The sequence below is a fragment of the Rothia sp. HMSC071F11 genome, assembly GCF_001809115.1.
Classification (GTDB): Bacteria; Actinomycetota; Actinomycetes; order Actinomycetales; family Micrococcaceae; genus Rothia; species Rothia dentocariosa.
This window is the reverse complement of the sequence record NZ_KV795730.1, coordinates 249,082-261,236: the sequence shown is the minus strand read 5'-3', so window position 1 is coordinate 261,236 and position 12,155 is coordinate 249,082. Positions and strand designations below refer to the sequence as shown.

At 55.0% G+C, this 12,155-nt stretch carries 12 protein-coding genes; 5 read left to right on the top strand and 7 right to left on the bottom strand.

All coding sequences use genetic code 11. From position 1 onward, the window contains the following. Positions 1-41: 41 nt before the first annotated feature. From HMPREF2554_RS02090 to HMPREF2554_RS02080, 3 genes are all read right to left on the bottom strand, one after another. Complete coding sequence (locus HMPREF2554_RS02090) at positions 42-1,448, bottom strand: class II fumarate hydratase (protein ID WP_013398590.1); 1,407 nt, start codon at positions 1,446-1,448, stop codon at positions 42-44. Positions 1,449-1,679: 231 nt separating this feature from the next. Next, a complete protein-coding gene (locus HMPREF2554_RS02085; RefSeq protein ID WP_013398591.1) occupies positions 1,680-2,318 on the bottom strand; it encodes a carbonic anhydrase in 639 nt (212 codons plus the stop codon). Positions 2,319-2,393: 75 nt separating this feature from the next. After that, the gene (locus tag HMPREF2554_RS02080) at positions 2,394-3,122 is read right to left on the bottom strand and encodes a DUF4245 domain-containing protein (RefSeq protein ID WP_013398592.1); all 729 of its coding nucleotides are present in this window, start codon (positions 3,120-3,122) and stop codon (positions 2,394-2,396) included. A 206-nt stretch (positions 3,123-3,328) separates the two neighbouring features. On the opposite strand from HMPREF2554_RS02080, the gene glpX reads away from it, so the two are divergent. Then, positions 3,329-4,321: a class II fructose-bisphosphatase gene (gene glpX, locus HMPREF2554_RS02075; RefSeq protein WP_004006091.1), complete on the top strand. Its 993-nt coding sequence runs from the start codon at positions 3,329-3,331 to the stop codon at positions 4,319-4,321. 105 nt (positions 4,322-4,426) lie between these two features. Here the strand turns inward: glpX and HMPREF2554_RS02070 are convergent, their stop codons facing one another. The 3 genes from HMPREF2554_RS02070 to HMPREF2554_RS02060 all read right to left on the bottom strand — a co-directional run bounded on the left by HMPREF2554_RS02070 (position 4,427) and on the right by HMPREF2554_RS02060 (position 7,465). Beyond that, complete coding sequence (locus HMPREF2554_RS02070) at positions 4,427-5,449, bottom strand: lipid II:glycine glycyltransferase FemX (protein WP_013398593.1); 1,023 nt, start codon at positions 5,447-5,449, stop codon at positions 4,427-4,429. A gap of 121 nt (positions 5,450-5,570) precedes the next feature. Further along, entirely contained in the window at positions 5,571-6,215 is a 645-nt protein-coding gene (purE, locus tag HMPREF2554_RS02065) for a 5-(carboxyamino)imidazole ribonucleotide mutase (protein ID WP_013398594.1), read from the bottom strand. 59 nt (positions 6,216-6,274) lie between these two features. Then, the gene (locus HMPREF2554_RS02060; RefSeq protein ID WP_013398595.1) at positions 6,275-7,465 is read right to left on the bottom strand and encodes a 5-(carboxyamino)imidazole ribonucleotide synthase; all 1,191 of its coding nucleotides are present in this window, start codon (positions 7,463-7,465) and stop codon (positions 6,275-6,277) included. A gap of 198 nt (positions 7,466-7,663) precedes the next feature. Here HMPREF2554_RS02060 and HMPREF2554_RS02055 point away from each other — a divergent pair, with 198 nt between their 5' ends. Continuing rightward, positions 7,664-8,299 carry a GtrA family protein gene (locus tag HMPREF2554_RS02055; protein WP_041321997.1) on the top strand — a complete coding sequence of 212 codons (636 nt, stop codon included), beginning with the start codon at positions 7,664-7,666 and terminating at the stop codon, positions 8,297-8,299. 91 nt (positions 8,300-8,390) lie between these two features. Here the strand turns inward: HMPREF2554_RS02055 and HMPREF2554_RS02050 are convergent, their stop codons facing one another. After that, positions 8,391-9,200 (bottom strand): TIGR03089 family protein, encoded by an 810-nt coding sequence (locus tag HMPREF2554_RS02050; RefSeq protein ID WP_013398597.1) that lies wholly within the window; start codon positions 9,198-9,200, stop codon positions 8,391-8,393. Between the two features lie 657 nt (positions 9,201-9,857). On the opposite strand from HMPREF2554_RS02050, the gene HMPREF2554_RS11730 reads away from it, so the two are divergent. The 3 genes from HMPREF2554_RS11730 to HMPREF2554_RS02040 all read left to right on the top strand — a co-directional run bounded on the left by HMPREF2554_RS11730 (position 9,858) and on the right by HMPREF2554_RS02040 (position 12,080). Further along, positions 9,858-10,343 carry a WhiB family transcriptional regulator gene (locus HMPREF2554_RS11730; RefSeq protein ID WP_013398598.1) on the top strand — a complete coding sequence of 162 codons (486 nt, stop codon included), beginning with the start codon at positions 9,858-9,860 and terminating at the stop codon, positions 10,341-10,343. 26 nt (positions 10,344-10,369) lie between these two features. Beyond that, complete coding sequence (locus HMPREF2554_RS11165; protein ID WP_080513867.1) at positions 10,370-10,588, top strand: DUF3499 family protein; 219 nt, start codon at positions 10,370-10,372, stop codon at positions 10,586-10,588. Between the two features lie 118 nt (positions 10,589-10,706). Further along, on the top strand, positions 10,707-12,080 hold the full coding sequence (locus tag HMPREF2554_RS02040; protein WP_013398600.1) for a TIGR01906 family membrane protein: 1,374 nt from the start codon (positions 10,707-10,709) through the stop codon (positions 12,078-12,080). Positions 12,081-12,155 lie beyond the last annotated feature (75 nt).

The window sequence follows — 12,155 nt, the reverse complement described above, 5'->3', positions numbered from 1 at the left end:
TTCTAGGAGTGTTTGTTCGCGTGAAAACGATTATGCTCGGACTAGAAATTGCCCAGCATCTTGGTGACGTCTAGGGCTTCGTCGAGCTGAGCCTCAGTGACTTCGCCGCGTTCAACGTAGCCTAAAGCTACCACGGCATCGCGCACAGTGACCTTGTTTGCTACGGAATACTTGGCGATCTTCGCGGCGGCCTCGTACCCGATGAGCTTATTCAGCGGGGTTACGGTCGAGGGCGATGCCTCCGCTAGGAAGCGGCAGCGCTCTACGTTGGCGCTCAGGCCGTCGATCATCTTCTCTGCCGCCACGCGAGAAACATTGGCGAGCAGGCGGATGGACTGGAGCAGGTTAGCCGCCATCACCGGAATGCCCACGTTCAGCTCGAAGGCTCCGTTGGTGGAGGAAAGCGCGATGGTCGCATCATTACCAATTACCTGCGCCGCAACCTGAATAGTAGCCTCACAAATCACCGGGTTTACCTTGCCAGGCATGATGGACGAGCCGGGCTGCAGATCGGGGATGTGCAGCTCGCCTAAACCGGTGTTCGGGCCTGAACCCATCCAACGAATATCGTTGCTGATTTTCATCAGACCGTATGCGAGGGTGCGCAGCTGACCGGAAACCTCAACCAGACCGTCGCGGTTTGCCTGCGCCTCAAAGTGGTTACGTGCCTCGGTCAGGGGCAGGCCGGTTTCTTCAGCAAGCAGCTCAATCACGCGTGCCGAAAAGCCTGCCGGGGTATTGATACCGGTACCCACGGCGGTGCCGCCCAGGGGAACCTCAGCCACGCGGGGCAGGGATGCGTTCACTCGCTCAATGCCGTAACGCACGGTAGCGGCGTAGCCCGAGAATTCCTGGCCCAGGGTAATGGGGGTTGCATCCATCAGGTGGGTGCGTCCGGACTTGACGACGTCCTTGAACTCTGCGGACTTCTTTTCCAGCGAAGCAGCGAGAACTTCAAGGGAAGGGATCAGCTCTTTGACCAGTGCCTCGGTCACGGCAACGTGCACGGAGGTGGGGAAAACATCGTTGGAAGATTGGGAGGCGTTCACATGGTCATTGGGGTGAACTTCAATGCCCCGTGATTCCAGGGAACGGGTTGCCAAAGTTGCCAGAACCTCGTTGGTGTTCATATTCGACGAGGTGCCCGAACCGGTCTGGAAGACGTCAATGGGGAAATGCTCGTCGTACTCACCGGTTGCTACCAGATCCGCCGCCTCGCGGATAGCCTGGGCGCGCTCAGCATCGAGCACCTGAAGTTCCTCATTGGCGGTCGCGGCTGCCTTCTTAACGAGGGCAAGAGCGCGAATATGGGCTGATTCGAGGGTCTGCCCCGAAATCGGGAAGTTATCGACCGCGCGCTGGGTCTGTGCACGGTAGAGTGCGTTGGCGGGCACGCGAACTTCGCCCATGGTGTCATGTTCAATGCGGTATTCAATATTTTCAGCCATAACTCTAGTTTAGGGCTCAAAATGGCGGGTTTTCATACCCTTCGTGTAAAAATCGGAACATTTGGGGAATACCGTGCATGATGATACTCACCACGCTGTGGGGTTGTGTGGCGGTACCGTATGAAATCAAGTAAAGCCTGTTGGAACTTCTGGGGTTATGTTGGTTTTCTCGGGTAGATAACACGAAGGAGGCGGTGGTCACCGCCTCCTCGTATATAAAACGCGTGGGAACTACTTCACCTCGCGCGAGTCAAAGACAATATCGACCGCGCCAGAATCCAAATGATAGAAGCAGCCCACCACAATGGTCTCGCCGCGAGTAACTGCATCGGCAATAATGCGCGATTCCTGAAGCAGACGGGAAGCCGTCGCAGACGTATGAGCCCGTACCATCTCGTTCACATGCTGGCTTGGCTTCTCGCCGTGGGGAAGTTCTTGGGCCAGCACCGTAGGCTGAATAGTCTCAACTACTCGTGTAATAAAGCCGCCCGGAAGCTGCCCCGATTCCACCGACGAGCAGGTAGCCTGAACAGCCCCGCAAGACTGATGTCCCATAATGATCAGTACCGGCGTCTTGAACTGGGTGATGGAATATTCCAGCGAACCAAGGGCACCGTCATCAAGAACCTGCCCCGCGGTGCGTACCACAAAAGCATCGCCAAGACCCAGGTCAAAGATATGTTCCGGTGGTGTACGCGAATCCGCACACCCAAAAATCGTAGTGAAAGGAAACTGCCCACCCGTGAGTTCGTCGCGACGTGCCACATCCTGGTGCGGATGCGAAAGCTCGCCCCGTACAAAGCGTGCGTTACCCTCCTGCAGGCGTTCCAAAACGTACTCAGCGGTGGGTTGAACCGGACGAGAACCCATGAGCAGGCTCCTTAAAGTGAGAGGTATCTTCCCTCTATTTTACCGAAAACAGACCGTACATTTTGCTAGAGAAGATCACGAAATATTAGAAGTATTGGATGCACCCGGGGAGGCCGTCATCGTCGGCGCTTTCATATAGGTGACTGTCGCATCCGCCAACTGGGCAAACTCCGCCGGGTCTGCCGTGCCGGTGAGTATCACGGTTGTCGTCTCACCGTTGCCGTGAGGCACCTGCGCCACATAGGAATACACTTTTTCACTGTTCTTCTTAGAGGTGGCTGAACGTACTTCCCACTCCACACCGCCAATAGACTCGGTGCCCTGTTTCGCGGCGTTATCGACCTGTTGAGCCACCCAGGTAGGGTTTGTATCCTTCGCTTGGATCAACTCAATAAAATGATTTTTACTGGTCACCTGTCCGCTCTTAAAGTACGGGATATTATCGGGAGTATTACCCGTCCACCGCGCGTAGTTATAGTGCCAACCCTCAAGCTGCGGTACCGCCACCGGAAAACCCGCCTGCTGGGTAGATTCAGCCGCTACCTGCGATAAATTCACCTGCGGGCGGTACGGATTCTTATCCGGCTGCGGCATGAGCCAGAGCACCGGAATGAGAATAGCCACCATCGCCAGCATCGAAATAATCATATTGCGCGCCGGAGCATTAATGCGTTTCGCCTGTTTTTGTGTAATTTGTGGCACAACAGATGAATCGGCAGAAGCATCTGCGTGAGCCTTCGGCGCATGAGCGTTCTGACCATCGCTCTCAGCCGGTGTATGCGCGTGATTCTGAGAGTTTTCCACTCACACATTCTCTCATACGCTCTAAGACATACCGTTTCCCACACCCACCTGGGCGGATGTTCACCACGGTACATGCGCCCACGCAAACCCGTTCAATACACGCGAACATTCCGCCGGGCGCGTTATGCTAGTAAACAGGAGGTGCCGGTTCAAAGCGCTGGAACGAACCAGCCAGCCGGCCATGACAACGACCTCGAAGGTGAGCAATGACTGAAAACAATAACCACGCCGACCGCAACCTAGCTATGGAATTGGTGCGCGCCACCGAAGCCGCAGCCATCGCATCCGGTCCCTGGGTGGGCGCAGGCGATAAGAACCGCGCGGACGGTGCCGCCGTGGACGCGATGCGCTACCGTCTCTCGACCGTGCACTTCAACGGAACCGTTGTGATCGGCGAGGGCGAAAAAGATAAGGCTCCCATGCTATTCAACGGCGAAGTTGTTGGCGATGGTATCGGCCCCAACCTCGATATTGCGGTAGATCCCATCGACGGAACTCGTCTGACCGCATTGGGCATGGACAACGCCCTCTCCGTAATCGCGGTGGCAGACGGTGGTTCTATGTTCGACCCCTCCGCCGTGTTTTACATGGAAAAACTGGTGACTGGGCCCGAAGCCGCAGAGTTCGTAGATCTTCGCCTGCCCGTCAAACAGAACCTTCACTTGGTCGCTAAGGCACAGGGTAAGAACGTAAGCGAACTGACCGTGTGCGTTCTGGATCGTCCGCGTCACGCTAAGCTCATTGAAGAGATTCGTAATGCCGGTGCACGTACCCGCATTATCCTTGACGGCGATGTTGCGGGAGCTATTGCGGCCTGCCGTGAAGGAACCGGTGTTGACGTAATGCTCGGTACCGGCGGAACCCCCGAAGGCATCGTTGCCGCCTGCGCCATCAAGGCTACCGGAGGCGTTATCCAGGGCCGTCTGGCACCCACCGACGATGCCGAGCGTGAGAAGGCGCTCGCTGCGGGGCACGATCTTGACCGCATCCTCACAACTGACGATCTGGTCACCAGCGATAACTGCTTCTTCGCTGCAACCGGTATTACCGACGGCAAGCTGCTGCGCGGGGTGCGCTACGGCAAGAATATTGTGACCACCCAGTCGCTCGTTATGCGTTCCTCCTCGGGAACCGTGCGCATTGTGGAGGCTGAGCATCGCCTTTCTCGCCTGCGCGAGATTCTGTCGCATACAAAGTAACGTCTTGATATAAAGCCTGTGCCGCGCTCTCAATCATTGAGAGCGCGGCACAGGCCTTATCGTGTGAGCGTGGGCTGCCTGGAAACCTAGGCTGCCGAAGTGTCGTTATTTCTTCAGGCGTGCGCGAACCTTAGCTACTGTAGATTTCGCGGTTTCCTGAGCGATTCCCAGTGCTTTCTTGAGTGCGGGACGCGCGCGGTATGCGTAGCCGTAGGCGCGGTAGCCTAGCACGTTTACCGGAATGTCCCAGGTGCCGGGGTACTCAACCGAACGCCCGCCGAAAGACTTCTTAAATTTGGTGAACCCCGCCCATTCGTGATCAGGCTGATCTTCGGGTGCAATGCCGAAAAGATCCACATATTTCAGACCCTTTGCTTTAGCGTCCAAGATGAAATTGGTCACTACCGGAATGCCTGCCGAGAGCTTACGATGCGCAAAAGAGGCCGCCGCGTGAGCATAGGTGCGCGTATCATCAGAATCGTAGACAAATGCCGCCGCGATAGGCTCCTTGGAACCATCCTCGCCGGTCAGCTGAGCAATATAGAGGGACGCGGCATCGGCAGGCATGAGGGTCTTTGCCACCTGCATCAGATAGTCGTCCTGCTGACGGTTGAACCCGTTGCGGTCGGCGGTCTCAGAGAGGAACGTGAAGAGCACCTTCATATCCTCGGGGTTCTGAGACACCTCAATGCTGACACCTTTTTTGTGGATATTACGGTGCAGATTGCGGTTATTGGACTTCATATCCTTCAAAATTGCAGCTTCGTCGCCGGAAAGATCAATAATCTGCGTGTGTGAAGGCTGAACCTGGCGCGGTGCCAACGCAGCGCCGCGTGCCTTCAGGAACTCTGCCGCATCCTGCGAACCCCAGATAGCGGAGTCAATTGGTTCGATGCGCACAAACAGGCACCCGTGAGCCTTTGCTTCTTCTTTCAGCGAGTCGAGCGCGACATCGAAAGCCTGCGCACTCTGTGCCACCGGGCCGTAGGGGCTGTAAAGATACTTGCCGGTGCGCCCGCCCTCAACGGTAGCGAGATAGGACCAGCCTTCGCCCTCGTGGCGAATGACGGTATGACCAAGAGACTGTTGAAAACGTGCCCAAATATCGGATTGAAGAATATTGCTCATTCAACTATTTTAGCCTCAACCGCAGGTTACGCTGAGCGAAGGCGACCTTGGGAGCAGATAAAATACGAGCCGTTCCGTGAAGATACGGAACGGCTCGATAACACCGAGAAACGACCATACATTAGGGCACGTAAGCCTGCGGTTCGTCCCCTTCATCACGTGTAGAGTCGGCGGTCGGGGCGGGTTTGGGAGCCGCCGGTGCCTGTACTTTTTCTTCTTCGGCAACCTGGGCGCGATGCTCGGCGAGCTTAGCGCGCAGAGCCGTTCCCTTATCTACCGCGCTCTGGCGCAGATCCTTCGAGAAATCGAGAAGATCGGAGTGCACCTGCTGCGCGAAGTTGTCGGTGGCGCATCCTAGGATGCGCAGCGCCAGAAGTCCCGCATTGCGTGCGCCGTTGATAGACACGGTCGCCACCGGAACCCCCGCGGGCATCTGCACGATAGAAAGCAGGGAATCCATGCCTTCGAGATTCTTCAGACGCACCGGGACACCAATAACGGGCAACGCGGTAACCGAGGCGAGCATGCCGGGAAGATGCGCGGCCCCGCCGGCACCGGCGATGATTACGCGAATACCGCGCTGATGAGCCTGCTGGCCGTAGGCGATCATATCTTCAGGCATGCGGTGTGCTGAGACGACATCCGCTTCATAGGGGATACCGAATTCTTCAAGAACCGTAGCGGCTTCTTCCATGATGGACCAGTCGGAATCTGACCCCATCACAACGCCAACAACGGGCTTATCTGAATCGTACGGGGAGCTCATGAACAATCCTTCCTGTGAGCTAATAAGACACTACGGACACGAAATATACCGGCAAACTCTTAGAGCGGGCGGCCGTCACGCACAATAGATGCCACATTCGCGGCGGCATCGCGTAGCGCCCGAGTCTCAGCTGCCCGACCGGTAATATTCACATGACCAATTTTACGTCCTGGGCGGGTTTCTTTACCGTAAAAATGAATTTTGGCGCGTGGCTCGGCACTGAGCGCAAGCGGGTACACACCGAAAATATCTTCATTCTCGCCGCCTAGGTAATTCTTCATAATGGCAACTTCGTCGCGCATAGTAGTTGCGCCCAACGGCATATCGAGTACCGCACGCAGATGCTGCTCAAACTGACTGGTTACCGAACCTTCCTGGGTCCAGTGTCCGGTATTGTGCGGGCGCATCGCGAGTTCATTAATGTAGAAGCCTGCTGAAGATCCCGGAACCTCGAAGAGTTCCGCCGCCATTACGCCGGTAACCCCAAGTTCGGTGGCTAGGGTAACGGCTGCATCGGATGCCGCCTGGGCAATTGCGGGGGAGAGGTTCGGCGCGGGTGCAATCACTTCATCACAGACCGAATTCACCTGAATTGTCTCTACGACAGGCCAGGGGAGAACCTGCCCACTCTCACGGCGCGCCACGAGAGCGGAAAGCTCGCGGGTGAACGGAACCTTTTCCTCTGCCAAAAGCGCCGAAAAATCGGTGCGGTGAGGAAGCTCATCAAACCAGGCAGCAGCCTGCTCACGGGCGTGCTGAAGAGAATCCAGCACCATCACGCCCTTGCCGTCATAGCCCCCGCGCGGGGTCTTCAAAACCACGGGCCAGCCGATCTCATCGCCAAAGGCGAGAAGCTCATCCAAAGTTTCAACGCGTGCCCAGCGCGGGTTCGGTAGTCCAAGATCTTCTACAGCCTGGCGCATCATGAGCTTATCCTGGGCATATTGCAGCGCATCCGGATGCGGCTGCACATTCACCCCCTCGGCAATAAGCGCCTGCAAAAATTCGGTGGGAACATGCTCGTGATCGAAGGTAATAACATCTTTGCCACGAGCGAACTCCCGCAAAGTCTCTAAATCCTTATAATCTCCCACGGGCGCGCTGCGCACCGCTGCCACGGCGCCCACCGTAGGGCTTTCAGCGAGAATATGAAGGTCAAATCCAAGGTTCGTTGCTGCGGGCGCCATCATGCGTGCCAGCTGGCCGCCTCCGATAACACCAAGTACAGGTCCAGTTACAGGGTAAGTCACATCACTCAAGTGTACTCTTATGCCCCCAAATACCGGTAGTATTCCGCGCCGCAGACTTGAAAATAACCTGGGAAGTGCATGATAAAACTCAATAAAATAAGGTAAAACGGGATCGGCTGTACTAGTATTTTAGGGATGCTATCAAAATTTAACTCACAGACGCCCAGGTCATCTTAATGGGCAGAAAAGATGGAGAATATGGCTTCAGACTCTCGCTCTACACTGGGTGATCGTCTTAAATCACTGTGGAATACCTACGGTCTAGAGGTACTTAAATTCGGTACCGTTGGCGGTGCCGCATTCTTGGTAAACGCTGCCGTGGTGTGGGCGCTGATGCTTGGTCCTTTCGAGAACGCACATACCAAGGCAAAAGTAATTGCCAGCGTTGTGGCTACCATCTTTGCATGGATTATGAACCGCCTGTGGACCTTCCGCGAAGACCGATCCGAGAACTGGAAACGTGAGGGCATCGAATTTGCCTTTGTGAATATTCTTGGCATTTTGGTTGAGGCCGGATGCGTGTTCTTCACTAACTACGTGTTGGGGCTGCGTTCGCCGGAAGCATCGTTTATCTCCGGTACGATTATCGGCACCGCGCTGGGAACGATTCTGCGGTACTTCCTCTACCGTTTCTGGGTTTACGGCAAGCACCGTAAACAGGTGGATGAAGGGGACGCTACCGAACACGAAGAATTGGGGTACATTTTGAACCAGGCGACGGGCGTGTTGACCGGCTCGGTTCCCGTGGTAGATCCTGCGGCACAGGCCCAGCGTTCGCAACAGAATGTTGAAATTACCGATATTGATAAGCCCTCTACCGGTAAACGTTCATAAATAAATAGACTGTTTGTATACTGCGGCGGATTCTTTTTCTGAGGTTCCGTCGCAGTCTTTTTACCCTCTGAGCGAACTACGCTGCCGTTTTCTAGGAGTGTCCCAAGGTGAGATCTAGAGCTCGCTCAGAACGCAGGAGCGGGTCTAACTCGGTAGCGGTAAAGTCAGCTAGCGGATCGGGTAGGAATACGGCATAACCCGCGATGAGGCAGGCAAGCGCCTCTGTCACGATCGTGAGGGCTGAGGGTGCCGAGTCGAACTCTGAGGGAAGGTGAAGACGAAGCGCTAATGCTCGTTCCCCTGAAGGAAGACGGTAATCGTGACCAGCATGTTCATGTGCCCGAGAGAGCACTCGTGCCGTTAGCTCTGCCGATGTTAAGTTATCGCCCACGGGTGATGAGGTCGAAGCTGGTAAGCCGATGAACTGGTCAGCCTCGCTGCGCACGAGCGCGCAGAAGTCGATAACTTCGGCATCAATCATTGACTTGGCCTCGTGAAAATTGCCAAGGTAGCGCATCGAGAGAGGCCCGCGATCAACGAGAAGAAGATAGTCGGGGTTATTGAGGTTCTGAGCGTGCTCGGTGGTATCTGAGGCGCCTACAAGCGGTTCTTCATCGTCGAAGTAGCCGCCAGCGTAGAGAGTCGCGCAGGCGAGAACCAGAAAACGCCAGTGCAGGGGACCCGTAATCTGCACCCCAGATTCCTCGGTAACTTCGCACTCATTCACCAGAAGATTTGCGCTCTTTGCTACCCAATTCATGAAGACGCGACCGGAGAGCTCGATGCGTTCACCCCCGCGAGCATGCCAGATAAGGGCGGGGGTCTGCACACGCGCGAGAGCATCGAAAATACGCGTGAATGAGCGGGCATTTGCCACGGTCGAGAGTAAATTTTCAGCCATAGAATAACTTTACCGTGTGTAAACTCCCAAAAATTTCGATGCATGATATTACTTTCGGCAGTACACGCGACCACATCATGAGATATTTTTCCTGACGTCATAACAGTTGAAGAAGAAAGTATTTGTAGTCATAAATTTGCGTGCGATGCAAATATACTCTTAAGGATGTTGAAGTTATATTACGGGCGCATTACGGGTGTGAAGTTCATAAAATATCTTGCAGGTGGGTTATTAAAATGTAATAAGTGACACGATTAGGTTTTGAATAGGATATAAAAAACCTGTTTTGACTAGGTGCTTAGGAGTTTGATAGAGCTTCGTTCGAGGCGTAATCTCGGGGGTTTTGGAGGGGGTATGGAGGAACAGATATATACAGAAGATAACGCCCAAAACTTTCATGATGAAGTAATTATTTTGTGGTCTAACACCGTATAAACATTGAAATATTTGACGGTGATCTGCACATACACGGATAAAAGTTATAAGTCCAGTTTGACGAATGGGCGTGTCGCCCTTCTAATAGTTATGTAGGTTTATTTGCGGAAACATCTTTCATGCCCAAAAAACTATAAATCTACAGAGCCAAAAAAGATTCGTTTGCACACCAACGAATCACCGCAGACTCATCTAGCCAATGAGAACACGGAAGGAAAAACTATGGGTTCATACACCTGTGCTGGGTATTCACGCCTGAGCACCGGTATTGCCGGTGAACGCACAGGCGGAACCCGCCAACATACTATGCAAACCGCGCAATCCCTAGAAGAACAAGCAAATATGTTCCTGAGCGTTGCTGACGCAACCACTGAGGAAGGCAGCTTTGCGGCTTCCACAGTTGAGGTAGGCAACATGTTTACCTGCGTCGAAGGCCTCGATATGTGGGCCGCCGCTGCAGGCATGTACGGAACTGAAGGTGATGACGGAGAGCTCGCCTGGCAAACTGATGCGCTGTGTGCCCAAACCGACCCAGAAGCCTTTTTCCCTGAAAAAGGAGGGTCTACTCGTGACGCTAAACGCGTCTGCGAATCGTGCCCCGTTCGTGAAGAGTGTCTAAAATATGCAATGGACAATGATGAGCGCTTCGGAATATGGGGCGGTCTCTCAGAACGCGAGCGTCGCCGGCTACGTAAGCAGGCAAGCTAAGGCGCTAGGAAGGCACAACAGTACCCATGCAGAAAGTTAGACACTGCTCCCGGCAGACCTGTCAACATGAAGCCACGGTGACCCTCAGCTACTCATACGCTGACTCTACGGCGACGATTGGCCCGCTGTCCGAGTACCGCGAGCCACACGCTTACGATCTTTGCGATTACCATGCGGCACGATTAACCGCACCGCAAGGATGGCGAGTCGTCTACACGGTGGAGCTTAAAGCTGAACGATCCTGAGGTACTGCCAGCCTCTCACAACCTTCATAGGAACCTTCCGCCGCTCAGCGGAAGGTTCTTCTCCTATGAAAATAGGACAAACACCCTATCTATACCACTCTATTCAGAAAAGACACCTATGGCACAGGAAAGTCACAGCGGTACCGCATCCTCAGGGCAGAGAGCCTGGGATGCGCTACGCTCCGCGATCGGCACCGAAACCGTTGAAGAAGCGGCGGCGCGTGCTTCCGCCCCCGCAACACAAAGAACACCCGAATCACTGCTGGGAGCATCGGCACAGATGTACACCGAAGCTCCGGATTTTGCAGACAACCCCGATATTCCCAGCGATCTAGCATCCGGCGCACATGACACGAGGCAGCAGGAAGGGGAAAGCGTAGGGCAGCGGGTACGTACTTACACCAGCGTCTCGACCGGGTTTGTTCCTCTTATCCGCGAGGCAAAGGGATCTCCGAAGCACCCCACGCTCAGTACTTTAGTGCAGAAGTTTGACGAGAAAAAGAACGAAGACGCGGCTCCGGCTGAAAAGGCAGCTGCGCCGGATACACCCGCCTCAGAACCCAGTCAAGATGCCGATAACAAAACCCAAAAATCCACCCTGGTGACCGTGGAGAAGGGAACAAAAATCTCAACCGGCTCGCTGAGTTCACGCCCTAAATACCGCACGCAAACAACCCGTACCGTCGAAACTTCAAATGCATGGGAAGAAGATGCGGCACAAGAAGCCGCCGCCGAACGCCCACGCCTGCTCAAGCTCCGTGCCGCCCTCATCACGGCAGCGGTACCGCTCCTCTCGTTTATGATCGCTATTCGGGCCGTCGCGTCCGCACCATTCCTCTGGCTGGAATACCGCAGGCCCGGATTCCCCGAAGACAGCTACGGATTCGACCTCGCCGAACGTATGCGGTTAGGCTCCTATGGGCTGGACTACGTGACCAACCTAGCCCCCGAAGACTACCTGGCGAAAGCCACCACCGGACCGGCAAACACCCCGGCATTCCTCCAGAGTGAAATCCAGCATATGCACGACGTCAAACGAGTCTTGCTCTTCGCAACCATCGCCGTGGCGGTATTCTGCGTGCTGGCCTTAATCGGCAGTATTTCGCTGAAGGAGCGCGCCCCCGGCACTATTCGCCGCAGCCTGTACACCGGCGCTTGGGCTACCGTTATTATGCTTGTGGTGCTAGGTATCATAGGCGCTACCAGCTGGGAATGGCTCTTTACCACCTTCCATACGACCTTCTTCCCGCAAGGCAACTGGCAGTTCCGCATGAGTGATACGCTCATTCGCCTATACCCGCCGCAATTCTGGATCGACGCGGCACTCGCTATCGTGGTGATAACCCTGCTGATAATCGGTGTGCTGCTGGCGTTCACCTGGCCCACGCGCTACCGCCTCGTGAAGGAAAATCGGTATTACAAGGAGCGCTACCAGATTCGCCAGAAAATCAAGGCGATGCGCGCCGAACGTGACGGTGATACCGGAGCTTAGCGGGTACCCGGCACACGTTCCCTCCAGCATAAAAAGGCTCTTGTGGCGAATAAATTGGTGTTTCTAACACCTTAT